Below are 25,595 nucleotides of genomic sequence, written 5' to 3'. Positions count from 1 at the left end.
CTTTATCGAGAGCTGCTCGGCGAGGCGCCGTAGCGCTTCTTGAAGGCATTCGAGAAATACTGGCTGGAATTGAAGCCGCAGGTCAGCGCGATCTCGGTCACGCTGTTTCGTTCCGGCTCGCGCAGCATGCTGGATGCTTTCTCAAGCCTCAGATGCTGCAAATACTGGCGAGGCGCCATGTTGGTCAGCTTCTTGCAATAATCGGAAAAACGGGTGCGCGAGAGCCCGCATTCCTCGGCCATGCCTTCGAGCGACCAGTCTTCGTCCAGCGCATAGGCGAGGCGTCGCAGGAAGATCGCGACCGTGTGCTGCGAAGTGGACAGGTCCGGATCGAGGGTCGGCACCTGCTCGCCCATCCGGTCGATCAGGTTGAGCATCATGGTGTTGATCGCCACCTTCAGCCGCGTCTCGCCATCCTCCGGGCTGCGATCGAGCAGGATGGAGGGGATGGCCTCGAAGGCGCGGCAAAGTTCTGCGCCACCGTCCCAGACCGGCTGGTTGTTCTGCGTCAGGATATCGCCCAGCCGCGCCGCCTCGGCCTTGGAGAAGACGAGCCAGTCCGGCCAGTCGGGCGTCTCGCTCGGCCGTCGCAGGCCCGCGTCGAGGATGATCCACAGCAGCCGGCTCGGGCCGACATGAGGATTGCCGATCGAATGAAGCTGCCAGGGGCGGATGACGATGAACTGGCCCTGCTTGAGCGCATAGGTCTTGTCGTCGACCACGAGATCGAGGCTGCCTCGCGCGAGATAGGCGATCTTGAAGCCTTCGTTGCAGTGGCGGCCGAGCCCCCAGGGCTGGCTGTGGCGCGCATCCCAGAAGCCGACGGTGCGGATGCCCGGCAGGCGCTCGCCGAGTGAAATGCCGGGATAGCTGCCGCGGGTCCAGGCGTGCAGTTCGACCTCGCCACGCCTGGCCGCGGCCTGCAATTCCTTGCAGTTGTCAGCGTACATGACCGAGTCGGGCTGCCGGAACACCGATGGCCGGCAATCGGCCGGTGAAATCACCGCATGTCTGTTCACTTCGCGCCTCCCAACACAAAATGACTTAAGAAATCTACCACTGTTGTTGTCCGCAAGAATTGTCGAGTCAAGCCTGCCATTGTGCCGTGCGTCGCGAAGGCCTGATGGGGGAGGCCGCGCGACGCGGGGAGGACGTTCTTGAAAGTCGCATTCAATCTGCTCGTCATCGGCGCCGACATCGGCATGCAGCACGCGCGCCAGCTCGAAAGGCTGAAGGCGCTCGGCTATGACGCAGTGGAGGTCCCGGTCTTCTCCGGCAAGGCGGAGCACTACGCGGCGCTCGGGCGGCTCCTCGCCGATATCGGCCTTACAGCCGGTGCCGCCGCCGTCGCGACACCCGACGCCAATCCCGTCAGCCCCGATGCGGAAATCCGCGCCAGGGCGCGCGATCATCATCGCTGGATCGTCGACTGTACTGCGGCCATGGGTGGCGAGATCATCGCCGGCCCTATCCATTCGCCCGTGGGCGTCTTCACCGGCTTCGGGCCGACCGGCGCCGAGTTCGACCGCTGCGTCGAGGCGATGCGTGCTATGGCGGAGTATGCTGCACCTGCCGGCATCCGCATTTCGGCGGAAGCCGTCAACCGCTTCGAATGCTACATGATGTCGACCATCGCCCAGGCATCGGCCATTTTCCGCGCCGTCGACCACCCCAACTACGGCTATATGTTCGACACATTCCACGCCAACATCGAGGAAAAGGATCCGCCGGCCACCTACGAGCGCTATCACGGCGAGATCAACCACTTCCATGTCTCGGAAAACGACCGCGGCGTACCTGGTTCCGGTCACGTGCCCTTTGCCGCGCATTTCGACGCGCTGCGCCGCTGCGGCTATGACGGCTGGCTGACCGTGGAATCCTTCGGCCGCGCCTTGCCGGAACTTGCGGGCGCGACCCGCGTCTGGCGCGACCTGTTCGACGATCTCGACGGCCTCTTTGCTGAGAGCGTCGCCTTCATCCGCCGCGAATGGGCGGCTGCCGGAGAGCGGCTGGCATGACGGCTGCGCTCAGCATGTCCGGCATCAGCAAGGCCTTTCCGGGCGTGCGCGCGCTGGATGGCGTCGACTTCGACTGCCTGCCCGGTGAAGTCCACGCGATCTGCGGCGAGAACGGCGCCGGCAAGTCGACATTGATGAAGATCCTCGGCGGCAGCTACCGGCCGGATGCCGGTACCATCCGGCTTGCTGGAAACGCCGTGCATTTCAGCCATCCCCGGCAGGCGGCGGAAGCCGGGATCTCGATCATCCATCAGGAGCTGAGCCTGCTGCCGCACCGGAGCGTGGCGGAAAACATATTCATGGGGCGCGAGATCGCCCGGCGTGGCCTGCTGGACAAGGCGGCGATGCGGGACAAGGCGGTCCGGCTTCTCGGTCGTGTCGGCGCCAGGATCGACCCGCAGGCGCTCGTCTCCTCGCTCTCCATCGCCATGCAGCAGCTTGTCGAGATTGCCAAGGCGCTCCTCCTCGATGCGCGCATCCTCGTCATGGATGAGCCGACGGCGGCGCTGGACGAACGGGACAGCCGCACGCTGCTCGCGCTGGTGGAAAGCCTTCGGCGCGACGGTGTTTCGATCGTCTACATCTCCCATCGCATGCCGGAAGTCATGGCGATCGCCGACCGCATCACCATTCTCAAGGACGGAAAGAAGGTCTGGACGCGGCCGCGTGACGCCGCCCCGGTCAGCGAGATCGTGCGTGCGATGGTCGGCCGCGACCTCAACGACTTTTATCCTGCCCCACCATCTTCCGCGCCGGATCAGGTTCTCCTCGCCGTCGAGGGCGGAGCGAACGCCGCGCTGCGCGATGTCGCCTTCGACGTCCGTGCCGGCGAGATCGTCGGCGTGGCCGGTCTCGAGGATTCGGGCAAGGCGGCGCTGGCGCAGGCACTCGTTGGCGATGCGCCATTTTCCAGCGGCACGGTCACGCTGCGTGGCAAGCCCGTCGCCTTGCGCGCGCCCCGGCAGGCCACGGCCGCCGGGATCGGCTACCTGCCGGGCGACCGCAAGCGCGAAGGGCTCGCGCTGCGCCAGTCCGTGCGCGACAACGCGCTGCTGACGCTGCGCTCGATGGCCGGTCTTTTCGCACGCCCGCAACGCGGTGCCTTCGCGTCAAACGTCATCGACGGGAAGCTCCGCGAGATGGATGTGCGCGCCGCGGATTTCGGCCAGGAAGTCGGCACGCTCTCGGGCGGCAACCAGCAGAAGGCGATCATCGTGCGCTGGCTGGCGCAGGCATCCGACATCCTCGTCTTCGTCGAGCCGACGCGCGGCATCGACATCGCGGCCAAGGCGGCGATCTACGAGACGATGCGCGGTTTCGCCGATTCCGGCCGCGGCATCGTCGTCGTCTCGTCCGACATGCCCGAACTGATCGGCATCGCCGACCGCATCCTCGTCATGCATCAGGGCCGCATATCCGGCGCGTTGCCGAGGGGCGCGAGCGAGGAGGACATCATGCATCTCGCCCTCGGCCTTGCGGACCAGCCGCACCGGGAGGCCCGCGCATGACGACGGACGTCGCGAAGCCTGGACCGGCCCGATCGGGTCTGCCCATCTCCATCCTGCTTGCGGGACTTTCCATCGGATTTTTCGTCGTGGTCGCGCTTGCCACCGGCGAGATCGCGCAATTGAGCGGGCAGGGGATCACCGGCCTGCTTCAGCGCATGGTGGCGCTGGGGCTGGTGGCGATCGGCCAGACCTTCGTGATCCTCGTCGGGTCGATCGATCTTTCGGTCGCGGCGCTCATCAGCGCCGTCGCCGTGCTGGCCTCGCACATCATGCAGGGCGATCCGGCGATGATCCTGCCGGCGGTCCTCCTGTGCCTCGGCCTCTGCCTCGCGGTTGGCCTCGTCAATGGCGCGCTGGTCGCCTATGGCGGCATCAATCCGCTGATCGCGACGCTCGGCACCGGCCTCATCGTCCAGGGCGTGCTTGCCGCGTCGTTCGGCGCCCTCCAGGGCGCCGTGGCGCGTGAGTTCCAGGCAATCGCCTACGGCGGCCTGCTGGGGGTGCCTTATTCCCTCCTGCTTCTGGCCATCCTGTCTCTCGCTGCCGCCTTCGTGCTCGATCGCACCCTGTTCGGCGCGCGCATCTATGCGGTCGGCGGCAATCCCGATGGGGCAAGGCTCGCCGGCATCCGCACCGAAAGGGTCACCCTTTCCGCGCATGTCGTCGCCAGTCTCTTTGCCGGTGCGTCGGGGCTCTATCTCGCCGCGCGGCTGCAGTCCGGCACCCCATGGGTCGGCCGTGACGGGATCTACGACCTCGAATCCATCGCCGTCACGGTCATCGGGGGCACGATCCTCGCCGGCGGCAAGGGCGGCGTCGCGGGCACGCTCGCAGGCGTCCTGCTCTTTGCGTGCCTCGATGCCGGCTTCAACATGCTCGGCATCGACGCCTTCCTGAAACAGGTGCTGCGCGGTGCCATCGTGATCGCCGCCGTCGCCGTCCATGCCGTTCGCACGAAGGGGCACGTCGCATGACGACCGTTCCGCTTCCCTCCCTTCGTCGCCCGGCGCGCATCGCGATCAATGCCGGCCTGGTAATCTTCATCGCGCTCTATGCGGCCATCGCCTTTCTTCAGCCCAACTATCTCGAGCCGGGCCTCTTCATGAACTTCCTGCGGCGGGCCGCGCCGCTGCTCATCCTCGCCTGCGGGCAACTCTACGTCATCCTCACGGGCGGCTTCGATCTCTCGATGGGGGCGGTGGCGACCCTGGTGGTGCTGGCCGCGTCCATCCTGATCAATGGCGATCCGGAAGCCACCTGGGCGGTCATCGGCACACTTTACGTCATGGGCATCGCCGTCGGCCTGGTGAACGGTCTCGTCGTCGCTTTCCTCAAGGTGCCCTCGATCATCACGACGCTCGGCACCATGCTGCTCGTCAACGGGCTGGCGCTCGCCTGGTCTGGCGGGGCGGCACGCGGCGACCTGCCGGACAATTTCCGCAATCTCGGCCGGCTGGTCTGGCGCGACATTCCCGTTATCGGCACGCTGCCGCTCGCGGTGATCGTTCTCGCCGGCTTCGTGGTGCTCGCGTGGTGGGGTCTCGCCGGCACCGTCTACGGCAAGCGGGCCCTCGCCGTCGGCGACAACCCACGGGCGGCGGAGCTTGCCGGAACGCCGGTTGCCGCAACGCGCATTCTCGCCTTCGTGGTCTCGGCGGTCTCCGCCGTCACGGCCGGCATCCTGCTCGGCGGCTTTTCGGGTGTCTCGGTCAATGCCGGGGAGGGGCTTGAGCTGCAGGCCATCGCCGCCTGCGTCATCGGCGGTGCGCAGCTGCTCGGCGGGCGCGGCTCCATCTGGAGCGCGGTCTTCGGGGCGCTCAGCCTTTTCGCGCTTTTCACCCTGCTCAACATCCTGGGACTGCCGCAGGCACTGCGCGACAGCGTCCAGGGCCTGATCTTGATCGCCGCGGTGGGCGCCAGCATGTGGCGCAGCCGCAGGCGGATCTGAATTCGACTTTCGATAGCAACCGCCGGGCGCAACCGGCTTCGTGGAGGAGGAGAAAAAAATGAAACTCAGGACTGTTCTGGCAACCACCGTGGCGCTCACATTCGTCGGCCAGGCACTGGCGCAGGATTTCAACGATCCGGCCGAGTTCAAGAAGCAGCGCGAGCAGCTGTCGATGAAACCGCAGGGGCCGGAAGGCCAGCCCTGGGCGCAGCATCTCGGCGACGGCATGGTCGACACGGCGAAATACAAGAAGGACGGTCAGGTCACGATCTGCTTTTCCAATGCCGGCGTCTTCAATCCCTGGCGCGTGGTCGGTCTCAACAACCTCAACGCCGAGGCCGAGCTGCACAAGGATCGTCTCAAGGAGCTGATCGTCGTCGACGCCGAAGGCAAGGACGACAAGCAGATCTCCGATATCGAAGCCCTGGTCAACGGCGGCAAATGCGATGCGCTGATCGTCTCGCCCAACACGACGGCGGCGCTCACCCCTGCGGTCGAGGCGGCCTGCGGCAAGTTGCCGGTCATCGTCTTCGACCGCGGGGTCAACACGCAGTGCCCGGTGACCTACATCCATCCGGTCGGCGGCTATGGCTTCGGCATCACCTCAGGCGAGTTCATCGCCAGCAAGCTGAAGAAGGGTGCCAATGTGCTGGCGCTGCGCATCATGCCCGGCGTTGATGTGCTGGAAACCCGCTATTCGGCGGCCAAGAACATCTTCGACGAAGCCGGCATCAAGGTGGTCGGCTCCGAGTTCACCGGCAGCGACCGGGCCAAGACCAAGTCGGTCGTCGAGGACTACATCAATCGCGGCGAGAAGATCGACGCTGTCTGGATGGATGCCGGCGACACCGCGACGGCAGCGCTGGAGGCCTTCGAGGATGCCGGCCTTCCCTATCCGGTGATCAGCGGCGAGGACCAGCAGGACTTCCTGCGCAAATGGCAGTCGGAAAAGCTGACGGCGATCGGCCCCTCCTATCCGACCTACCAGTGGCGCACGGCCATCATCGCCGCTCTTGACGTGCTGGATGGCAAGCAGGTCCCCGGCCCGGAATGGGTGCTGCCGCAACCGGCGATCACCGAGGACGTGCTGGCCAAATATGTCGATGAGCGCATGCCGCCGCTGCACTACAGCCTCTGCGGCTGCCAGGAACTGCCCGGTTATCCGGAACGCTGGGGCGGGAAGAAGTAATTTCGGCTGCTGCAAACAAATCCAGCGTTGTGATCTTGTCGTCACAACGCTGGAGTTCGGTTCTGTTGCGTCATCTATCGTCAATCTTCGAGAGTTTTGCTCAATATTCACGAGTGTTATGGCTCATGAAATATTGCTTGGCTAAAAGGATATGCATTGATTTAGGCTAAAAGGAATAGAGTTCAGCACATCACGACGTGTGAACAGGGTCACAATTATTGATCGGCCTGCCGTGTCGGTGCGGCATATTTCGATTGCGCCCATCCGCCTCGTTTGGAAGCCTGCCATGGCAGCGCTGCTAACTGAGGAGAGCAAGATGCAGACTTCACCGGAAATTGTCGAACTGAACGATGACGAAATCGATGCCGTGTCCGGCGGATGGAGCTGGGGCGGCGCCGCGGCCGGCGGGATCGGTGGCTATGGTCTCGGGCGCACGATCGGCCATGATGTCGCCGAAAGCAGAGGAGCCAACAAAGGGACCTATGGCCTGGTTGGCGGCGGCATCGGTTTCGGCGTCGGCTTCGGTATGGGCGGCGCCGGTGGCGGCAAATAATGAATGTCGATTTAGCCCCTCCCCGACGGGAGGGGCTTTTTGAGGTTTGATCCATGGACAAATATAACTTGTCGTCGGATATCCTGGAGGCGATCGGCTTTGTCCTGAAGTTTTTTGGTATTTGTTTTATTCTTTCTTCCTTGTCCCCGTCTTTGCAAAGCATATCGTTGATAAAAAAGATCGTCGCATTCGTGGTTCTTTGCGCCATATATGTCGTCGTCAACGCCGCCGTTCTGAAAGCGTGATCTGTGTTTGCGAACAGGGATTTTTTGCTGGAAAGCGGGTAAGGTCATCACCTGTTATGATTGCGGTTCTGCAGAATATGCCGCTGCGATAGATCATCGAAGCCGGTGAAACTTGCCCGGTGGCGGGAATGAAGTCAGACTTGCGCTTGTCAAATCAGACGGATGAGACATCGGTTCATGCTCCATCAATCGCCACGTGCCGACTTGTCGCCCCCGCTCATTCCAGCTCGCGATTTCTTCGCAAATACAAACAGCAAGTGGGGTTACGCACCATCCTGCGATGGGGCGATGGTCGCATGGTACGGGATCAAGTGGACCAGGACCGTTTTGTATGTCGGCAAGACCGCCGACTGGTTGCGTGCGCCCGTCGCCATAACCGCTCCCGGTGTAGACACCTTTATCTGGCACCCTTTCGAGCCTGTTCTGCTCGTCTTCGCAGGCGGGCGCCTGTTGAGGATCGACCCTCGCAAGCCCCAACGGACCCATTGGGTCGACATAACGCCCCAGGGGTTCAGAAACTGGCGGATAGACAAGCTGCCGGGCCATGCCGATGCGCCGCTGATCGTCGCTTCGAATGACAGGGATCCGGCTTATTTCGACCTGTTCACGGTCAGCCAGGATGGCCGCTCCCATGCCGTCCTGGTCGAAAATGACGGACGGACACTCGGTTGGCTGCTGGACGATCAGTCCGTGCCCCTGGCAAGGATCGATCGTCTTCGAGACACAGGAACCGCCATTCTCCTGCGTGATGGACAAGACGAGCCATGGCGGACGCTGCTCACGGTCGAACCCGACGATACATTCAGCCTGATCGGAGCGGTTGAAAGAGGTGCGCCGCTCATTGCCATTTCCGATCGTGGTCGCGATCGCACCGCCCTGGTCAGTGTCGACCCCCAGAGCGCCGAAGAAACGGTCATTGCAGATCACCCCAGGGTTGACGTGAAGGATGCCGTTCACCTGAGCAAGGATGCCGGCCGGCCGGATTTCGTCGTCTTCGACGACGACCACCCGCGGCTGCGCGCGTTCACGCCAACCGGAGAGGCTGTCGATCGCCTGATGCTGGACGGAGACAATCCCGTCGATCTCGAATTGCTGGGGCGATCGCGTGACAGCCGCTTCGTCACCGTCGCCCGGTCCTGGCGCGAAAAGCCGTTCGAATACCTGCTCTACGATCTCGAGAGTGGCACTGAAACCGAACTCGCCAAACATCCGCTTCACAAGCACAAGGATGTTTTTGTCGAGACGCAGGCGGTCTCCTTCACGGCGCGCGATGGCCTGGAAATTCCGGCTTTCCTCACTTTGCCCTCCGGGGTGGGGCAACAAAACCGGCCGTCGATCATCGTGATCCATGGCGGACCGGCGGAGCGCCAGGGCTGGGGCTACAATCCCGACCTGCAGCTCCTGGCCAACCGTGGATACGCGATCCTGTCGGTCAACTTCCGGGGGTCCACGGGTTATGGAAAGTCATTCAGGGCGGCCGGATATCGTGAAGTCGGCAAGGCGATGCAGGACGACATCGTCGATGCCGCGAACTGGCTGATCGCCAAGGGCATTGCCGACCAGCGCAATCTGGCAGTGATGGGCGCCAGCTATGGCGGCTATGCGGCAGCCCTGGCGATGGCGCGCGACCGCGGCCTGTTCAAAGTCGCCATCATCGAGAATGCGATCACGGATCTGGTGCATTGCATGCAGAACACTCCTTCGGCCTGGGGGCTGCACATGGAGGAGGTGAAGCGTTACTTCGGTGACGTCGACGACCCCGCCGACCTTGTCGAGATGCGGGCCAACTCGCCGCTGACGCGCGCCAAGGACATCACGGGGCCTATCCTGATCCTGGCGGGAAAGCAGGATCAGGTCGTTGGTGTCGAACATTCCATCATGTTTCAACGCGCCCTGAAATCCCTGGGCAAACCCGTCACGGCCATGTATTTCGCCGACGAAGGCCACATCTACGCGAAATGGCAAACCAAGCTGCGTCGAGCGCTCGCCATCGAAAGGTTCCTGGCAAGGAACCTCGGCGGCCGGGCCGGGTCCTTTGATATCTATGGCGTGGCTGCCAGATATCTTAGGTAGGCTATTTGATATGCCACACCTGGTCTGCGTGACTGCCCACCAGATCCGAGTGGGACGCGAAGATGACGGTCTTGTTGAGCTGCTTCAGGCGCGCAAGGATGCTCTCTTCGATTTCTGAATTCAGGTTTGCGGTCGCCTCGTCGTAGATCAGGATCGGCGGGTCGCGGTAGAGAGAGCGGGCAAGCAGGAGGCGCTGCTGCTGGCCGGTGGACAGGTTGGAGCCCAGGTCGCCAACCTCGCTTTGATATCCGAGCGGCAGCCGCGCGATCTCGTCGTGGATATGGCAGAGCTTGCAGCATTCCTCCACGCGGCCAAGGTCGAGCCGGTCGTCGAACAGTGAGATGTTCTCCACGATACTGCCTTTGAAAAGCGTGTCCTCCTGCAAGACCACGCCCACGCTGTTTCGCAGCACCGAAACATTGCCTTCCGAAATGGGGATCTGGTCGACGAGGATGACGCCGTTGTCTGGCCTGATGATGTTCAGGATGATCTTGAGAAGCGTGGTCTTCCCCGCGCCCGTAGGTCCCGCGACGTGGACGAACTCACCTGCTTTCGCGGATCCGGAGAAATTCTCAAGGACGGGCAGTCTTCTGTTGTCGACCGCGTATTTGATCCCCTCGACGGCCACCGCGCCCTTGAAGCGCATGAAGAAACCGATGTCGACGCTTTCTTCCGTGCCTTCCTCAACCTGAAAGGCTTCCTGCAGCCTATCCTTGTGGACTTGCAGGTTCAGCACGTCTCCGACCGACTCGACGAAGTTGGAAAGACGCTGGTCGAGGAATTGTCGGTATGCGTAGAAGGCATACATCATGCCGACGCTCATCATGTTCTGCATGACCGCAAGCGCGAGGAAGTAAAGGACGACTATGATTTCGAATGCTTTTACGACGCTCAGGAAAAGCGCATATCGCGTCGTGAACAAACCAAGCCCGAACGACGCGTTCGTTGATTTGATCGTCCTGTCGAGATTGCCTTCGAGGCGAAGGAATTCCAGTTTGTTGGCCTTTACGGAAGAGATTCCTCGTATGGATTCCACGAAGAAGGCTTCCTCTTTCGACCGTTCGAGGACGTCGTTGTCCTGCAGCCTCCGGGCCTGATTGAGCAAGGCGATCCGCATCCCGACGACGGCCAGATTGATGACGAAGACGATCAGCGCGATCTTCGGCTCGATCAGGAAAAGAATGATGCTGACGACGGAAATGAACAGCGTATCGGAAATAAGGGCGCCGACGCTTTTGACGACGAAGCTCACCAGGAAATGCAGCGAGTTGTATTGCGCGACGAAGCTGCCCAGGTTGCGCCGCGAGAAATAGGACCATCGGTGTGAGAGCAGCCTTTCCAGGAACCGATAGGTGATTTGCGACCTGGTCAACGCTGAGTATCGAAGCAGATGCAGGCTTTGCGCATATGCCGCGATGGCGCCCGTGACATTGGCGAATACGAAAGCGAGGCACACCAGCATCAGCAGATCGCGATCGTCCTTCAAGATGACTTCGTCGACGATGATCTGTACGGCCAGTGGGGAAACCAGCGAGAAGGCGAGCGCAAGGATCGAGATCGCAACGAACTGGACGATCGGCTTGGCGAAGGCCTTGACCGGAATGAAACTGGCGCTTGGCTTCCTGGAATCCGCATCCTGGGCGGCGTCGTTGAATTGCGGCGAAGGAACCAGCTCCAATGCCACACCGGTATAGTGCTGCGAGAAAACTGCGAGATCGATCGTCTGCCGCCCTATTGCCGGATCGACGATCTGAACTTTCTGCCGGTTGACCTTCTCCAGAACGACGAAATGGTTGAAATCCCAGTGCACGACGCAAGGCAGGCGCAGCCCTTCCAGGGCTGACAGGTCTGCCCTGACCGCGCGCGGGCTCAATTCGAGACGGCGCGCTATTTCCATCATGTCGCGCAACGTGCCCCCACGCCCCAAAGAGGGGAATTGCGTGCGCAGCTGCGACAGCGTCAGGCGCCTTCCATAAAATCCGGCGATCATGGCAATACAAGCCAGGATACATTCGTGGCTTTCAGCCTGTCTGATGGGCGTAATCCTGCGCCGCCAGGAAAGATCAGGCCGAAACACGGGACTGGAACCGAAGCAATGGCTTTAGAAGAAGTCGCCAGATTGCGACCTTCTCCTTGCGGATATGGACGGTGACTTCCATGCCGGGGACGATCGCCTTTTCTTTGAGGAAAGCCTTGAATGAAGCCGGATCGGGCTCGACGATCAGGCGAAAATTCGAACCGGTGGGCAAATTCGTGCTGAAGCTGATCGGCTCATTGGGTGCGCGCGTGAAGTAGCGAACCCGACCGTCGACAAACCCGTATTCCGAAAACGGGTAAGCTGTGACCTCTATCTTGGCGGAAAGCCCTTCTTTCAACTCGCCGATCTGGGGCGCGGGCACGTCGACTTCGAAGAGGTAATCCTCCTTCTTGTCGGTGATGTCGAACAGAAGATCTCCGCTCTTGACGGTCTGGCCCGCCGCAAACCCGCGCGGCAGGATCGTTCCCGCCTTGGGCATCACCACATCGATGGTCTGCAGTTCGGGTTCGGCCGTCTGCGCCGATTTGATCTCCGAGAGCTGGTTTTCCAAGGCAAGCCTGTCGCGCTCGTAGGCGTCGGCGCGTTCACCGCGCTTGACGCGCAATTCGGAAAGCTGGGTGATGATGCTGGCTTCTCTCAGCCGCGTTTCGCGCGCCTGGATCGTGCGCTCGGTCAGCAGGTTCTGGATGACATCGATCTGCTCCTTGCGCACCAGTCCCTGGTCCATCAGGCGCCGCTTCTGGTCGAGTTCGGACGTCAGGCGCTTCAGGTCCTGGTCATAGACCGGCTGGAGTTCGTTCAAGCCGTTCGAAAGCGCTTGGAGGCTCTTCTCCATCTGCACGCTTTCCGCCGCCTGGGCGGCAAAGCTGCCGCGAAGATTTTCCAGGCTCGCTTCCGTGCGTTTTCGCCGCTCGGCCAGATCCGCCAGGCTGTATTGCAAATTCGGGGCGCGGCGCATTGTTATGAGGTCGAGATTCCGGATGCTCGCTATGGTCTGCCCCGCGCTGGCGACGACCGGCTTCCGTTCCGAAGCCACGAAGGTGAGGACGCCGGCTCTTTCCGCCACGATCGGCGTGCTGGCTCCGGCCGGACGCAGGATTCCCTTGGCCGAGACCCCCAGGGAGATCTGGAAAAAACAGACGCAGACAAGAAGAACCGAGAGAAAAACAGCCAGATAGACAGCCCGGTTTGGCCGCTGCAGGCGAGGGTCCTGTGTCGCCTGGGACATGGTTGTCTCCAGGGACTGCATGGCCTCGCTTCGGAAGATCGGCTTGTTCATTGTCGGCCGTACTTGTCCAGATGCTCCCACATGAACCAGTAGCCCGGGTTCTCGTGGACGAGGATTTCCAGGCTTCGGCTCAGCGCTCGCATGCACTCGCCGACAAAATGCTCCTGTGTCGAAGAGTTCCTCGGGTCTATGACATCGAGAATGAGGATATCCGGCCGCTGCAACGAGGCGGGAGCGACACTGACCACCACTGATTGGGCAAGGTAACACAGCTTTGCCCAGCCGATTGTGACGTGCAGTTCCGCATCATAGAAACGGATCGGAGCGGTTTCTCCGTATTTCCTGAAGAGATCAAAGAGCACGAACAGATGTGTGCCGTTGCGCATCTCCTTGACGATGCTCGCAAGGATGCGCCTTTGATCGGTGTGATAGATGGATACCTCCCTTCGGCTCAGCTGGTTCAGATATTCCCAGAACAGCCCCTCGCTTTCTCCCCAGTCGTCCCCGCGAAATGCGATGAACCTGGATTCGTCGGGAAGCTGAAACGCGATGGACGTGAATGTCGCGACATAGTTCCCCCAGTGCGGGCAGACGAAGGTTGCGGAACGTCCCGTGGCGGACAGAGGTTTCAGCGCGGCAACCAGCCGCCCCGTTTCGCTGCTTCGCTCGAGATCTCCAAGCGTCAATCGTGGGTTGCGAACGGTTTCGTCGTTGGCCGCCAACTGCCGTTCCATGTCGCGCCTCGACCCACCAAGGGTCAGGTTCGAGTTGGTCACGGAGCGGAGGTAATCCTGAAGACGTTTTTGGATCGCTTCCATCGAAGTCTGGAACAACCCCCCTGGATCTCGCGCTGGCAAGCGACAGTAATCACGCTATGCTTTTTCGCGATTTTCTCGGGCCCGGCATAGTCACATATTTTCTCAGCCGGTAAGCGATGGCGAGTGGTGGGCCATCAGGATCGGTGAAATCCATGCTGTCCTGGCGGAGGGCAGGTTCGCCCGGATGAACGCGACGGAGCATTGATCGGCAGACAAGTACAATTGGTCAGCGCCGGCTAATCATCTGCAATTCGCAGTTGTTTTCGGCAGGCGATCCACGGTGGTCAAAGTGGAGCTGATCTGTGCCAGGTCGCCGGAACCATCAAAGCGCCTGCGAACGCCTTTCTCTATTTTTGTTGCATTGCAGCAAATGCAGGGCAAAAGTGAAGCATGCTTTCCAGCGCGCTCCGCATCCTTGTCATCGATGAAAACCGCATCCGCGCGGCGATCATCGAAGCCGGGCTGCGTGAGGCCGGCCACGCGGAAGTGACGCTGGTCGATGACGTGACCGGCATCGCCGCCCGCATCGCGGCGCTGCAGCCGGATGTGATCGTCATCGATATCGAGAATCCCAACCGGGACATGCTGGAGAACATGTTCCAGCTCTCGCGCGCGGTGAAGCGGCCCATTGCCATGTTCGTCGATCGCTCCGACACCGCTTCGATAGAGGCGGCGGTGGATGCCGGGGTCTCTGCCTATATCGTCGATGGGCTGAAGAAGGAGAGGGTGAAGCCGATTCTCGACATGGCGATCAGCCGCTTCAACGCGTTCTCGCGGATGGAGCGTGAACTCGAGGAAGCGCGCACTGAACTGGAGAGCCGCAAGACCGTGGAGCGCGCCAAGGGCATCCTGATGAAATCGCGCGGACTTTCGGAGCAGGATGCCTACGCCCTGCTGCGCAAGACCGCGATGAACCAGAACCGCAAGATCGGCGACGTGGCGCAGAGCCTTGTCACCGCCGCTGGCCTGCTGGGCGCAGGAGACGATCAATGAGCCGGATCCATCAGATCTCCGCAGGCTTCCTGCCATTGCTCGACAGCGCCGTGCTGGTTGCCGCACGCGAGCTGGGGTTCGCGGCCAAGGAAGGCATCGACCTTCGTCTCACCCGGGAGAATTCCTGGGCAAGCATCCGCGACCGCCTTGCCGTCGGCCATTTCAACGTCGCGCATATGCTGGCGCCGATGCCGATCGCCTGCAATCTCGGCCTGACGCCGCTTGCCGCACGCACCATCGCGCCGATGGCGCTGGGTCTCGGCGGCAATGCGGTCACCGTCTCACATTTGCTCTGGGACGAGATGCGGGCACAGGGCGCATCGCCGGATTTCGATCCCCGATCCACCGGGGCCGCGCTGGCGGCCGTCATGGCGCGCCGCAAGGCCACCGGCAAGCCGCCGCTGCGCTTCGGCGTGGTGCATCCGCATTCCGGCCATAACTACGAATTGCGCTACTGGCTCGCCGCCTGCGGCGTCGATCCCGACAGCGATATCGAGATCGTCATCGTGCCGCCGTCCTACATGGCCGACGCGCTCGGCGCCAGGCGCATCGATGGTTATTGCGTCGGCGAGCCCTGGAACACGGCGGCGGTCGCCAAAGGCGTCGGCCGCATCGTCACCACCAAGGCCAGGCTCTGGCGCTCCAGCCCGGAAAAGGTGCTGGGCGTCGCGGCTGAGTGGGCCGAGGAACAGCCCGAGGCATTGTCGGCGTTGTTGCGGGCGCTCTACCGCGCCGCCGCCTGGTGTGGCGACAGCGGCAACCATGGCGAACTCGCGGAACTGATGGCGAGGCCGGCCTTTGTCGACTGCCCCGCCGAATGGCTGAAGCCGGCGCTCACCGGGCTGATCCGCACCGGCGATGGCGGCGAGGTCGCGACGCAGGATTTCTTCCTGCCGCACGCCAAGGCCGCCACCTTTCCGTGGAAGAGCCATGCGCTCTGGTTTTACAGCCAGATGGTCCGCTGGGGCCAGGTCGAGGCGGCCCAGGCACACGAAGCCGTTGCGCGCGAATCCTATCGCCCTGATCTCTATCGGCAGGCCCTGCGTGATCTCGGCGTGGCGCTGCCTGGAGCCAACGCCAAGGTCGAAGGCGCGCTCGTGACGGAAACGCCGGTCGGTTCGGCCGGCGCCAGCCTGGTGCTCGGGCCGGACGGCTTCTTCGACGGGCAGGTGTTCGATCCCGACCGTGTTGCGGACTATATTCGCAGCCAGATGGCAGTCACGCCGAAAGAGTAGGCGTTCTTTCGCACTGCATCATTTTTGTGCATGGCGATATGCTGTTTGCCGGAAGTTTTGCCAGCGCTGACAGATGCCGATTTCAGTCGATGCACTGATGATGATTGATTTCATTAAATAAAATGCTGACGGCCGAAACTGGCACGCATCCTGCTTTGTAAAAGTCGAGGCCCAGGACTGGGCCGCGAATTCTGCGTCCAATGACGGGCGCACCAGGCAAGGCTGCCGTTCAGGTCACCACGCGCTCCCGGATGTACGGACGCGGGGCGGCCTGTTCGGCAGCCTTTTGTTTTCAGCCGCGCAACGGCTTTGAAGCCGAATACGGAGCGAGCAATGGGCGTATCTTTTCGACAGGGCCGGGATCCGGCGGCCACACATGCACTGATCCTATCCACGCTGTCGTTCACGGTGTGCTTTGCCGTGTGGACGATCTTTTCCATCATCGGCATCCGCATCAAGCAGGAGCTCGGGCTCTCCGAGACCGAGTTCGGACTGCTTGTCGGCACGCCGATCCTCTCCGGCTCGCTTGTCCGGATCGTGCTTGGCGTGTGGACCGATCGTTTCGGCGGCCGCCTGGTCTATACGGCCACCATGCTGGCGGCCGCATTCGCAACGTTCCTGCTGGCTTTCGCGCAGACCTATCCGCAGATGCTGCTCGCGGCACTCGGCGTTGGCTTGGCGGGCGGTTCCTTCGCCGTCGGCGTTGCCTATGTCTCGCGCTTCTTCCCGGCCGCGAAACAGGGCACGGCCCTGGGCATCTTCGGCGTCGGCAATGTCGGTGCCGCGGTCACGAAATTCCTGGCGCCCTTCGTCATGCTGGCGCTTGGCTGGCAGGACGTGGCGATCATCTGGGCCTGCGTGCTCGGTTTCATGGCGTGCATCTTCTGGTTCACGACCGAAGATGACCCGGTGATCCGCCAGCGCCGCATTGCCGGTGCCGGCCAGCCGCGCAGCTTCCTGTCCGAATTCGAACCGTTGAAGGACGTTCGCGTCTGGCGTTTCGCGCTCTACTACTTCTTCGTCTTCGGCGGCTTCGTCGCGCTGGCGCTCTGGCTGCCGCGCTACCTGATCGGCGTCTACGGCTTCGACATCGCCACCGCGGGCATGGTCGGGGCGGCTTATTCGATCCCGGCGTCGATCTTCCGCGCCTATGGCGGCGTGCTGTCGGACAGGATCGGCGCGCGCATGGTGCTCTACTGGACCTTCGCGGTCTCGGCGGTGTGCTGCGCGGTGCTGGCCCTGCCGGCGGCCGACTTCACGCTGCGCGGCATCAGCGGTCCGGTTTCCTTCCATTTCGAAATAGGCTGGGTCGCCTTCATCGCCGTGGCCTTCGTGCTCGGCTTCTTCATGGCCGTAGGCAAGGCCGCGGTCTACAAGCACATCCCTGTCTATTATCCCGGCAATGTCGGCGCCGTCGGTGGCCTCGTCGGCATGATCGGCGGGCTTGGCGGCTTCTTCCTGCCGATCGCCTTCGGCGCGCTCAACGACCTGACCGATGTCTGGTCGAGCTGCTTCATGCTGCTTTTCGTCATCGTGGCCGCCTGCCTTGGCTGGATGCATCTCGCCATCCTGCGCATGGAGCAGGCCCGCGCCCTGGCCGAACAGGCCGCCGTGTCCCCAGCCGAATAACGAAGGCCAGGAATCATGACAGAGAAACTCGTCATCATCGGCAACGGCATGGCCCCGGGGCGCATGCTCGAGCACCTGCTCGAAGCCGCACCCGATCGCTACCGGATCACCATCTTCAACGCCGAACCGCGCGTCAACTACGACCGCATCATGCTGTCGCCGGTCCTGTCGGGCGAGAAGGAGTACGAGGAAATCGTCATCCACGGCGACGGCTGGTACATCAAGCACGGCATCATGCTCTACAAGGGCCACAAGATCGTCGGTATCGATCGAGCGGCCAGGACCGTCACGTCCGACAAGGGCGTGACCGAGCCCTATGACAGGCTGGTCATCGCTACCGGCTCGGTGCCTTTCATCATTCCGGTGCCCGGCAAGGATCTGCCCGGCGTGCTCTCCTATCGCGACCTCGACGATGTCGGCGCCATGCTTCTCGCCGCCCAGTCACGCGACAAAGCGGTGGTGATCGGCGGCGGGCTGCTTGGCCTCGAGGCGGCAGCCGGGCTGAAGGAACGCGGCATGGATGTCACCGTGCTGCATGTCATGCCCACGCTGATGGAGCGTCAGCTCGATCCGGCCGCCGGCTATCTGCTGCAGAAGCAGCTGGAGGCACGCGGCATCACGGTCCGGACCAAGGCGAACACCAGGCAGATCGTCGGCGACGGCAAGGTGCAGGGCGTCGAGCTCGACACCGGCGAGGTCATCCCGGCCACACTGGTGGTGATGGCCGTTGGCATCCGGCCGAATGTCAGCCTTGCCAGGGAGGCAGGGCTCGAAGTCAATCGCGGTATCGTCACCGACGACCGCATGCAGACCTCCGATCCCGACATCTTCGCGCTCGGCGAATGCGTCGAGGTCGATGGCCGTGTCTACGGCCTTGTCGCGCCGCTTTATGAAATGGCGAAGGTGATGGCGGCCAAACTTGCCGGCGCCGACGACAGGCGCTTCGTGCATTCCGACACGCCGACCAAACTCAAGGTCACCGGCATCGATCTCTATTCGATCGGCGATTTCGCCGATGGCGAGGACCGCGAGGAGATCATCCTGCGCGATGCCGCGGCCGGCATCTACAAACGCGTGATCCTGCAGGACAACCGGATCATCGGCACGGTGCTGTTCGGCGAGACGGCCGACGGCGCCTGGTTCAACGACCTCAAGAAGAAGGAAGTCGATATCTCCGAGATGCGCGACACGCTGATCTTCGGACAGGCGTTCCAGGGGGGCGCTTCCGCGGACCCTCTGGCGGCCGTTGCGGCTCTGGCGGATGATGCGGAAATCTGCGGCTGCAACGGCGTCTGCAAGGGAAAGATCGCTGCCACGATCACTGAGAAGGGCCTGACGTCGCTGGACGACGTGCGTGCCCACACCAAAGCTTCGGCCTCGTGTGGTTCCTGCACCGGCCTGGTCGAGAAGGTCATGGCGCTTGTGCTGGGCGATTCCTACAACCCGGCTGCGGTTCAGCCGATGTGCACCTGCACCGAACTCGGCCATGACGAGGTGCGCCGGCTGATCAAGGCAAAAGGCTTGAAGACCATCCCGGCGCTGATGCAGGAGCTGGAGTGGAAGACCTCCTGCGGCTGCGCCAAATGCCGGCCGGCGCTCAACTACTATCTCGTCGCCGACTGGCCGGGCGAATACGCCGACGACTACCAGTCGCGCTTCATCAACGAGCGCGTCCACGCCAACATCCAGAAGGATGGCACCTATTCGGTGGTGCCGCGCATGTGGGGCGGCGTCACCTCGGCGGCGGAGCTGCGCGCCATCGCCGACGTGGTCGACAAGTTCGCCATTCCCACCGTCAAGGTCACCGGCGGCCAGCGCATCGACATGCTGGGGATCCGCAAGGAAGACCTGCTGGCGGTATGGGCCGATCTCGGCCAGGCCGGCTTCGTTTCGGGCCATGCCTATGCCAAGGGGCTGCGCACGGTGAAGACCTGCGTCGGCACCGACTGGTGTCGTTTCGGCACGCAGGATTCGACCGGGCTCGGCATCCGCATCGAAAAGTTCATGTGGGGCTCGTGGACGCCGGCCAAGGTCAAGATGGCGGTCTCCGGCTGCCCGCGCAATTGCGCCGAGGCGACCTGCAAGGATGTCGGCGTGATCTGCGTGGACTCCGGCTACGAGATCCATTTCGCCGGTGCCGCCGGCCTCGACATCAAGGGCACGGAAGTGCTCGGCCTGGTGCGCAGCGAGGACGAGGCGATGGAAGCGATCGTGGCGCTCGTGCAGATGTACCGCGAACAGGCGCGTTATCTCGAGCGCATCTACAAATGGGCCAAGCGCATCGGCCTCGACGAGATCCGCCGCCAGATCATGGCCGATCCCGACAGGCGCAAGGCCTATTTCGGACGCTTCGTCTTCAGCCAGAAATTCGCGCAGGTCGATCCATGGTCCGAGCGCGTCTCGGGCAAGGACAAGCATGAGTTCCGGCCGATGGCCGAGACGGATTACCGGGTCGCTGCGGAGTGATGAAGATGGACTGGTTGGACATCGGCATGATCGACGACATCCCGCTGCGCGGCGCGCGCTGCGTGAGGACCCCGAATGGCAGGATCGGCGTCTTCCGCACGCATGACGACCGTGTCTTCGCCATCGAGGATCACTGCCCGCACAAGGGCGGACCGCTCAGTCAGGGCATCGTGCACGGCGCCGCCGTGACGTGTCCGCTGCACAACTGGGTGTTTTCGCTCGAAACCGGCAAGGCGCTCGGCGCGGACGAGGGGGCGGTGAAGATCATCCCGGTGCGGGTCGAGGATGGGCGCATTTCGATCGCGCTCGGCGCAATGCTGCAGGCGGCGGAGTGACCATAGGTATGGGCGCTGAGGTGAACACGACCTGTCCCTATTGCGGGGTGGGTTGCGGCGTGCTGGCCAAGGCTGGCGAAACTTCCGTTCGCGGTGATCCCGACCATCCTGCCAATAGTGGCAAGCTGTGCTCTAAGGGTTCGGCGCTTGGTGAAACCATCGGTCTGGACGGACGGCTGCTTCACCCGGAAATCGCCGGCAGGCGGACAGATTGGGATATGGCACTCGACCGCGTCGCTCGGCAGTTCCAGGACACAATCGCCGAGCATGGGCCGGATTCGGTTACCTTCTACATTTCCGGGCAATTGCTGACCGAGGACTATTACGTCGCCAACAAGCTGATGAAGGGTTTCATCGGTTCTGCCAACATCGACACCAACTCCCGGCTGTGCATGGCTTCGTCGGTCGCCGGCCACCGCCGCGCCTTCGGCGAGGACATCGTGCCCGGGATCTATGAGGATTTCGACGAAGCCGACCTAGTCGTGCTCACCGGGTCGAATACCGCCTGGTGCCACCCGATCCTCTACCAGCGCCTGTTGGCCGCGCGAAAAGTCCGCGGTACCCGCATCGTCGTGATCGATCCGCGACGTACCGCCACGGCCGATGAATGCGACCTGCATCTGGCGCTCGATCCCGGTACCGATGTGCTTCTGTTCAACGGCCTGCTGGCGCATCTGGCGCATGCCGGCGCTCTGGAAAGCGACTACATCGCCGCGAGCACGACAGGGTTCGAGCAGGCCGTGGCGCTGGCCGCAGCCGATGCGCCCAGTGTCGAGCATGTGGCGAAGGGGTGCGGTCTGGCGCCGGCCGATGTCCGCTTTTTTTATGAACTCTTCTCGGTCACCGAGCGGGTGGTCACCGTTTACAGCCAGGGCGTGAACCAGTCGGCGCATGGCACCGACAAGGTCAATGCCATCATCAATTGCCACCTTGCGACCGGTCGGATCGGCAGGCCCGGCATGGGCCCGTTCTCCGTGACGGGCCAGCCGAATGCGATGGGCGGTCGCGAGGTGGGTGGACTGGCCAACCAGCTTGCCGCCCACATGAATTTCGACAATGGCGCCGACGTCGACCGTGTCGCGCGCTTCTGGAACGCGCCGGAGATCGCGACCAGGGCCGGCTTGAAGGCGGTCGATATGTTCCGGGCGGTTGCGGATGGCCGGGTCAAGGCGCTCTGGATCATGGGCACCAATCCGGCTGTCTCCATGCCGGATGCCGGCCGCGTGCGCGCTGCGCTGAAGGCCTGCGATTTCGTCGTCGTCTCCGATGTCACACGCACCGACACCACCCGTTTCGCCGACGTGCTTTTGCCTGCTGCCGCCTGGGGCGAGAAGGGCGGCATGGTCACCAATTCCGAGCGCCGGCTTTCGCGGCAGCGGCCGTTCCTGGCCATGCCGGAGGAGGTGCGGCCGGACTGGCGTATCATCTGCGATGTCGCTGTCCGCATGGGATTCGGCTCGGCGTTCGATTTCGCCAATCCCGCTGCAATCTTCCGCGAGCATGCGGCGCTTTCCGCCTTCGAGAACAAGGGCGAGCGGCTGTTCGATCTCGGTGCGCTGGCCGACATCTCGGACGCGGACTATGAGACGTTCGAGCCCAGGCTCTGGCCTGCGCGCGACGAGCGCAGGGCAGGTCGTCTGCTGGGTCAGGGCAAGTTTCCCACTCCCGACGGGCGCGCGCGCTTCGTTGCCGTGCGGCAGGAAGGCACTGCACTTGCCGTCACTGCCGAGCACCCGCTGGCGCTCAACACCGGCCGGCTGCGTGACCAGTGGCACACCATGACGCGAACCGGCGCAGTGCCGCGCCTGATGGCGAACACGCCGGAGCCGATGCTCGACCTCAACCCGCGCGACGCGACAGCCAACGGGCTCGCCGATGGCGATCTCGCGCATCTGTCGACGCGTTATGGTTTTGCCCGTGCCAAGGTTCGCGTCACCGAGGCGCAGCGTCCGGGCCAGGCTTTCCTGCCTATGCACTGGAGCGGCCATTTTGCGGCCAATTCAGGGGCCGGGGGGCTGACGACGCCGATCACAGATCCGCATTCCGGCCAGCCGGAACTGAAGAACGTGCCGTTGCGCATCACGCGTGAAGAGGTTGCCTGGGCGGGCGTGCTGATGACGCGCCGCGACCTGAAACCGACCGGCTTCGTGCACTGGAGCCGGCAGGCCGTCGCGGGCGGCTGGGTCTACGAGCTCGGCGGCACCGAAACGCCGGACCAGGGCATCCTGCTGGCGCGCGGGCTGCTGGCCAGCCCCGACCATCTGGTCGAATACCGCGACCGCAAGGGCCTGACCTACCGGGCGGCGGCCGTCGATGAAAACGGCGCGATGGCCGAGGCGCTGCTGGTCGCCCCGAAGGGACAGTTGCCGGCACGCGACTGGCTGGTTTCACTGCTGGGCAGCCGGGCGCAGCTCACATCTGCCGACCGCCATGCACTGCTGTCGGGACGTTCGCCCGCCGCCATGCCGTCGGCTGGCCGCATCGTCTGCTCCTGCTTCAATGTCGGCGTGAACCAGTTGGCCGATGCCGTGGCCGCCGGCTGCCGCAATCTGGAGGCTATCGGCAGGGAGCTGGGTGCTGGCACCAATTGCGGCTCCTGCCGCTCCGAGATCAGGGCCATCATCGACACTGGTCTTGTCCAGGCAGCCGAGTGATCTTCCCTTGCATCGCGGTTAGAGCGAGCTGGCCTCTTTCCTGATCAGCCCTGCAACGACCTGCTCGGCTTCCTGCAAAAGCGTGCGTAGTTGGAATGGGCTGACGCTCTCGACCTGGTCCTGCATGTCCAGGATGTTCAGATACAGTTCGACGGTGCGCTCGTAGAGATGCGGAACCGTGTTCAACGGCCGTGCCCTGCTCATTATGCTCAAATCAGACATTTCGATCACCCAGCCTTTGCTGCTGGCTCCAACGACGCGACTCTTTCGATACGTCCGATCGCCGAGCAAACGGCGTCAACTCATCCAAAATGGGAGAATCGGACCTGCCCAGGATAACTGGGGCAAACTGACATCATTCTGTCAGGAGGGTGCCGCCTCAGGTCAGTCCGCGTTCATATCGTCGCCGGTGCTATGAGCCCCTAACAAGAACAGCCCGCCCGAAAATCGGGGCGGGCTGTATGCGAAGGCCGGCTTGATCAGCGGTTGGGGAAGTTCGAACCGTATCCCGCCGGATAATAGCCGCCGTCACCGCCGCCACCGATGCGCCAGCCTTCCCCGGTGGCGACCCGCAGGCTCTGCGAAACGTCGCTCAACCTTGCCAGCAGTTCCCGTGAGCCGTCGCCGCGTGCGGCCTGGCCGCGGATGGAGCGAGCTTCGGAAGCCAGCGAGCCGGCCTTGGCCGCGTCGATCAGGTTGAGCTGGGCGGCATAGCGTATGCCCTGTTCCACGCCTTCGGCCTGGTTGAAGATCGCCCGGGCCATGCTGTTGTCGGGCACGGCAATCGCATGGGCCGCTTTGCGCGCGTGGCGCTCGGCGGCCAGTGCGCCGTCTGCAACCGGGACCAGTGCGACAACGGAGGCAAGAAGGAGAAGCCTGGAAGAAATGTGAGACATTTTTGTTCCTCGACAGATTTTGAACAAGCAACGTCCACTCCGCAGCCCGTTCAGCTGCTGGATCGTCTGGTTCCACCTGTCGCGACTTGCTCTCCTCGCCGGAAGTTCCCGATCCACGGAAAGGGAATGCGGCTAAAAAGTGCGAGTTCCAGCTACACGGAAATGTTACTGTTCGGTAACATGGCGCGAACCGGGTGGTCAGCGTTGCCGGATCTTCACAAGGTGACGGTGGCTACCGACGACGGGAGAGCGACGTGAACCTTTTTTATCTGATTGCCGCATTCGGTCTGGGGGCATTGATCTCGATGCAGCCGCCGATCAACGCCCAGGCCGCAGCCATATTGGGAAGTCCTTTGCTGGCCGCCATCTGCTCGATCACGATCAGCTTCGCGATGGTCTTCATCGCCAGGGTTTTCCTGGATCCGTCATCGGTTGGCTGGTCGCGCTTTGCGGAGCTGCCCTGGTGGGTGCTGATCGGCGGGGCTGTCGGAGCATTGTTCGTGATCGGCGCGCTGATGGTCGCGCCGAAGGTCGGCGTTGCGGCGTTTTTTGTCTTCGTCGTGCTCGGTCAATTGACCGGGGCGGCCATCATCGACCAGTTCGCCGGCTTCGGCGTTCCATCCAACCCGATCACCTGGCAGAGGGCGGCAGGCATACTGCTTGTCTTCGCGGGAGCCGCCATGACGCAACTGCGCTTCTGATAGCGGCGCGGTGGCTGTCATGAATCGGCTTCCCGACACTTCTGTGGTTTATTTCGGAGCGCTCTCGAGCCGCTGTTTCAGGAGCCAGTCCCACAACCCGGCATCGTTCAGGGCGGCTGTTTCGATGCCGGAATGATCCACGCCTTCGAGCACGCTCAATCGCACGTTGCGCTTGAGACCCTTGAGCCGTTCATAGAGGACAACGGAATCGGATAGCGGAATGACATCGTCATCCGTGCCATGGAACACCCAGAAGGCGGCCTTTTCGTTTGTCCTGTTCAAATAGTGGCGATTGCCGCCGCCCGCGATGGGAACGATGGCTGCGAACCGGTTCGGGAACTGCTCGGCCAGCGCCCAGGCACCGAAGCCGCCGCGGCTATAGCCGATCACGTAGATGCGGCTGCGATCGACGCGGTGTTTTGCAATGACGTCCTCAAGCGCGGCATCCACTTTTTCGATCGGATAGAGCAGTTCCTCGCTGGGGTTCTGCGGCGAGAAGACAAGGAACGGAAACTCCTTTCCGCCCTCGATCAGTTTCGGCAGCCCGCTCCTTTTGACCTTTTCGATATCGCTTCCGCCCTGGTCCCCGCCATGAAGCCAGACGACGAGCGGATATGTCTTGTCGGAGCTGTCGTAGTCCGAAGGCTTGTAGAGCAGGTAGTTGAGGTCGTTCTTGATGCTTGCGTTCGACGTGAGCGCAGTCTGGCCCGCGAAAGCCGGCATCGGGCTCCACAGGGCAATCGACGCGAGCGCGACAACTGACAACAACGATCGAAACATGATCCATCCTTTGCATGCTGAACGACGACCGCATCCAGGTGGTCGCCATCGGGACAACTGATTCCCCTGCCCACGGCATCGATAACATGCCGCGTCAGATGCTTGAGGATAAAGCGCGTTTCGAAGCGAGCCGCCGCACGCTGGAGGCGCAGCTCCATCTGTTCCGCACAGGTCAGCGTGGCGGCTGCGATCGCACCCACCAAGGCTGCAAGGGGACTGAGCGACCGGAACATCGAAGCGCCGGCGACATTCTTCCCGAACCTGCCGCATGAAAACGCAACCTCGGCA

Annotated in this window: 22 protein-coding genes; 15 read left to right on the top strand and 7 right to left on the bottom strand. The window is 62.8% G+C overall.

Features of this window, described 5'->3' with window-relative positions; translation table 11 throughout:
• Positions 1-2: 2 nt before the first annotated feature.
• Positions 3-1,019 carry a helix-turn-helix domain-containing protein gene (locus ACFWXH_RS22615; RefSeq protein WP_379123578.1) on the bottom strand — a complete coding sequence of 339 codons (1,017 nt, stop codon included), beginning with the start codon at positions 1,017-1,019 and terminating at the stop codon, positions 3-5.
• A 138-nt stretch (positions 1,020-1,157) separates the two neighbouring features.
• On the opposite strand from ACFWXH_RS22615, the gene ACFWXH_RS22610 reads away from it, so the two are divergent.
• From ACFWXH_RS22610 to ACFWXH_RS22580, 7 genes are all read left to right on the top strand, one after another.
• On the top strand, positions 1,158-2,018 hold the full coding sequence (locus ACFWXH_RS22610) for a sugar phosphate isomerase/epimerase family protein (protein WP_379123577.1): 861 nt from the start codon (positions 1,158-1,160) through the stop codon (positions 2,016-2,018).
• The gene (locus tag ACFWXH_RS22605) at positions 2,015-3,526 is read left to right on the top strand and encodes a sugar ABC transporter ATP-binding protein (protein WP_379123576.1); all 1,512 of its coding nucleotides are present in this window, start codon (positions 2,015-2,017) and stop codon (positions 3,524-3,526) included. Before ACFWXH_RS22610 ends, ACFWXH_RS22605 begins: the two co-directional genes overlap by 4 nt.
• The gene (locus ACFWXH_RS22600; RefSeq protein WP_379123575.1) at positions 3,523-4,500 is read left to right on the top strand and encodes an ABC transporter permease; all 978 of its coding nucleotides are present in this window, start codon (positions 3,523-3,525) and stop codon (positions 4,498-4,500) included. The genes ACFWXH_RS22605 and ACFWXH_RS22600 overlap by 4 nt, the downstream gene beginning before the upstream one ends.
• Positions 4,497-5,474, top strand: a complete 978-nt coding sequence (locus ACFWXH_RS22595) for an ABC transporter permease (RefSeq protein ID WP_379123574.1) — start codon at positions 4,497-4,499, stop codon at positions 5,472-5,474. The genes ACFWXH_RS22600 and ACFWXH_RS22595 overlap by 4 nt, the downstream gene beginning before the upstream one ends.
• Before the next feature lie 58 nt (positions 5,475-5,532).
• Complete coding sequence (locus ACFWXH_RS22590) at positions 5,533-6,663, top strand: ABC transporter substrate-binding protein (protein WP_379123573.1); 1,131 nt, start codon at positions 5,533-5,535, stop codon at positions 6,661-6,663.
• Between the two features lie 316 nt (positions 6,664-6,979).
• Complete coding sequence (locus ACFWXH_RS22585; protein ID WP_054308621.1) at positions 6,980-7,216, top strand: hypothetical protein; 237 nt, start codon at positions 6,980-6,982, stop codon at positions 7,214-7,216.
• A gap of 533 nt (positions 7,217-7,749) precedes the next feature.
• Entirely contained in the window at positions 7,750-9,534 is a 1,785-nt protein-coding gene (locus ACFWXH_RS22580; protein ID WP_379123572.1) for an alpha/beta hydrolase family protein, read from the top strand.
• 1 nt (position 9,535) lies between these two features.
• Here ACFWXH_RS22580 and ACFWXH_RS22575 read toward each other — a convergent pair whose 3' ends face one another.
• The 3 genes from ACFWXH_RS22575 to ACFWXH_RS22565 are packed head-to-tail and all read right to left on the bottom strand — an operon-like array spanning position 9,536 to position 13,618.
• Positions 9,536-11,611, bottom strand: a complete 2,076-nt coding sequence (locus ACFWXH_RS22575; RefSeq protein WP_379123571.1) for a peptidase domain-containing ABC transporter — start codon at positions 11,609-11,611, stop codon at positions 9,536-9,538.
• The gene (locus tag ACFWXH_RS22570; protein WP_379123570.1) at positions 11,598-12,800 is read right to left on the bottom strand and encodes an HlyD family efflux transporter periplasmic adaptor subunit; all 1,203 of its coding nucleotides are present in this window, start codon (positions 12,798-12,800) and stop codon (positions 11,598-11,600) included. Before ACFWXH_RS22570 ends, ACFWXH_RS22575 begins: the two co-directional genes overlap by 14 nt.
• Positions 12,801-12,847: 47 nt before the next feature.
• Positions 12,848-13,618, bottom strand: coding sequence for a hypothetical protein (locus tag ACFWXH_RS22565; protein WP_379123569.1), 771 nt, complete (start codon positions 13,616-13,618; stop codon positions 12,848-12,850).
• Positions 13,619-14,008: 390 nt separating this feature from the next.
• Here ACFWXH_RS22565 and ACFWXH_RS22560 point away from each other — a divergent pair, with 390 nt between their 5' ends.
• The 6 genes from ACFWXH_RS22560 to ACFWXH_RS22535 all read left to right on the top strand — a co-directional run bounded on the left by ACFWXH_RS22560 (position 14,009) and on the right by ACFWXH_RS22535 (position 22,930).
• Entirely contained in the window at positions 14,009-14,611 is a 603-nt protein-coding gene (locus ACFWXH_RS22560) for an ANTAR domain-containing response regulator (protein WP_379123568.1), read from the top strand.
• Positions 14,608-15,846: a CmpA/NrtA family ABC transporter substrate-binding protein gene (locus tag ACFWXH_RS22555; RefSeq protein ID WP_379123567.1), complete on the top strand. Its 1,239-nt coding sequence runs from the start codon at positions 14,608-14,610 to the stop codon at positions 15,844-15,846. Before ACFWXH_RS22560 ends, ACFWXH_RS22555 begins: the two co-directional genes overlap by 4 nt.
• Before the next feature lie 333 nt (positions 15,847-16,179).
• Complete coding sequence (locus ACFWXH_RS22550) at positions 16,180-17,475, top strand: nitrate/nitrite transporter (protein WP_379123566.1); 1,296 nt, start codon at positions 16,180-16,182, stop codon at positions 17,473-17,475.
• Positions 17,476-17,490: 15 nt separating this feature from the next.
• A complete protein-coding gene (gene nirB, locus ACFWXH_RS22545) occupies positions 17,491-19,941 on the top strand; it encodes a nitrite reductase large subunit NirB (protein WP_379123565.1) in 2,451 nt (816 codons plus the stop codon).
• Positions 19,941-20,276 carry a nitrite reductase small subunit NirD gene (nirD, locus tag ACFWXH_RS22540; protein WP_379123564.1) on the top strand — a complete coding sequence of 112 codons (336 nt, stop codon included), beginning with the start codon at positions 19,941-19,943 and terminating at the stop codon, positions 20,274-20,276. Before nirB ends, nirD begins: the two co-directional genes overlap by 1 nt.
• 8 nt (positions 20,277-20,284) lie before the next feature.
• Entirely contained in the window at positions 20,285-22,930 is a 2,646-nt protein-coding gene (locus ACFWXH_RS22535; RefSeq protein ID WP_379123825.1) for a molybdopterin-dependent oxidoreductase, read from the top strand.
• An 18-nt stretch (positions 22,931-22,948) separates the two neighbouring features.
• Here ACFWXH_RS22535 and ACFWXH_RS22530 read toward each other — a convergent pair whose 3' ends face one another.
• Together ACFWXH_RS22530 and ACFWXH_RS22525 are read right to left on the bottom strand one after the other, a co-directional pair.
• Positions 22,949-23,152, bottom strand: coding sequence for a hypothetical protein (locus ACFWXH_RS22530; protein WP_379123563.1), 204 nt, complete (start codon positions 23,150-23,152; stop codon positions 22,949-22,951).
• Positions 23,153-23,409: 257 nt separating this feature from the next.
• Positions 23,410-23,826, bottom strand: a complete 417-nt coding sequence (locus tag ACFWXH_RS22525) for a hypothetical protein (protein ID WP_379123562.1) — start codon at positions 23,824-23,826, stop codon at positions 23,410-23,412.
• A gap of 254 nt (positions 23,827-24,080) precedes the next feature.
• Between ACFWXH_RS22525 and ACFWXH_RS22520 the strand changes: the two genes are divergently transcribed.
• Positions 24,081-24,527, top strand: coding sequence for a DMT family transporter (locus ACFWXH_RS22520; RefSeq protein WP_379123561.1), 447 nt, complete (start codon positions 24,081-24,083; stop codon positions 24,525-24,527).
• 48 nt (positions 24,528-24,575) lie between these two features.
• Here ACFWXH_RS22520 and ACFWXH_RS22515 read toward each other — a convergent pair whose 3' ends face one another.
• A complete protein-coding gene (locus ACFWXH_RS22515; protein ID WP_379123560.1) occupies positions 24,576-25,307 on the bottom strand; it encodes an alpha/beta fold hydrolase in 732 nt (243 codons plus the stop codon).
• A 14-nt stretch (positions 25,308-25,321) separates the two neighbouring features.
• Here ACFWXH_RS22515 and ACFWXH_RS22510 point away from each other — a divergent pair, with 14 nt between their 5' ends.
• Entirely contained in the window at positions 25,322-25,579 is a 258-nt protein-coding gene (locus ACFWXH_RS22510; protein WP_379123559.1) for a hypothetical protein, read from the top strand.
• The last annotated feature ends 16 nt before the right edge of the window (positions 25,580-25,595 follow it).

This window comes from Mesorhizobium sp. NPDC059054 (genome assembly GCF_042739215.1).
In the GTDB taxonomy this organism is placed as follows: Bacteria; Pseudomonadota; Alphaproteobacteria; order Rhizobiales; family Rhizobiaceae; genus Mesorhizobium.
This window is presented reverse-complemented; position numbering and strand designations above follow the sequence as displayed.

What these genes read in the sequence shown, in the direction of transcription:
- ACFWXH_RS22570 (WP_379123570.1), bottom strand. Translation starts at nt 12,800, where the DNA reads ATGTCCCAGGCGACACAGGACCCTCGCCTGCAGCGGCCAAACCGGGCT.
- ACFWXH_RS22525 (WP_379123562.1), bottom strand. Translation starts at nt 23,826, where the DNA reads ATGTCTCACATTTCTTCCAGGCTTCTCCTTCTTGCCTCCGTTGTCGCA.
- ACFWXH_RS22590 (WP_379123573.1), top strand. Translation starts at nt 5,533, where the DNA reads ATGAAACTCAGGACTGTTCTGGCAACCACCGTGGCGCTCACATTCGTC.
- ACFWXH_RS22565 (WP_379123569.1), bottom strand. Translation starts at nt 13,618, where the DNA reads ATGGAAGCGATCCAAAAACGTCTTCAGGATTACCTCCGCTCCGTGACC.
- ACFWXH_RS22585 (WP_054308621.1), top strand. Translation starts at nt 6,980, where the DNA reads ATGCAGACTTCACCGGAAATTGTCGAACTGAACGATGACGAAATCGAT.
- ACFWXH_RS22580 (WP_379123572.1), top strand. Translation starts at nt 7,750, where the DNA reads ATGGTCGCATGGTACGGGATCAAGTGGACCAGGACCGTTTTGTATGTC.
- nirB (WP_379123565.1), top strand. Translation starts at nt 17,491, where the DNA reads ATGACAGAGAAACTCGTCATCATCGGCAACGGCATGGCCCCGGGGCGC.
- ACFWXH_RS22555 (WP_379123567.1), top strand. Translation starts at nt 14,608, where the DNA reads ATGAGCCGGATCCATCAGATCTCCGCAGGCTTCCTGCCATTGCTCGAC.
- ACFWXH_RS22515 (WP_379123560.1), bottom strand. Translation starts at nt 25,307, where the DNA reads ATGTTTCGATCGTTGTTGTCAGTTGTCGCGCTCGCGTCGATTGCCCTG.
- ACFWXH_RS22605 (WP_379123576.1), top strand. Translation starts at nt 2,015, where the DNA reads ATGACGGCTGCGCTCAGCATGTCCGGCATCAGCAAGGCCTTTCCGGGC.
- ACFWXH_RS22550 (WP_379123566.1), top strand. Translation starts at nt 16,180, where the DNA reads ATGGGCGTATCTTTTCGACAGGGCCGGGATCCGGCGGCCACACATGCA.
- ACFWXH_RS22535 (WP_379123825.1), top strand. Translation starts at nt 20,285, where the DNA reads ATGGGCGCTGAGGTGAACACGACCTGTCCCTATTGCGGGGTGGGTTGC.
- ACFWXH_RS22595 (WP_379123574.1), top strand. Translation starts at nt 4,497, where the DNA reads ATGACGACCGTTCCGCTTCCCTCCCTTCGTCGCCCGGCGCGCATCGCG.
- nirD (WP_379123564.1), top strand. Translation starts at nt 19,941, where the DNA reads ATGAAGATGGACTGGTTGGACATCGGCATGATCGACGACATCCCGCTG.
- ACFWXH_RS22510 (WP_379123559.1), top strand. Translation starts at nt 25,322, where the DNA reads ATGCTGAACGACGACCGCATCCAGGTGGTCGCCATCGGGACAACTGAT.
- ACFWXH_RS22530 (WP_379123563.1), bottom strand. Translation starts at nt 23,152, where the DNA reads ATGTCTGATTTGAGCATAATGAGCAGGGCACGGCCGTTGAACACGGTT.
- ACFWXH_RS22560 (WP_379123568.1), top strand. Translation starts at nt 14,009, where the DNA reads ATGCTTTCCAGCGCGCTCCGCATCCTTGTCATCGATGAAAACCGCATC.
- ACFWXH_RS22600 (WP_379123575.1), top strand. Translation starts at nt 3,523, where the DNA reads ATGACGACGGACGTCGCGAAGCCTGGACCGGCCCGATCGGGTCTGCCC.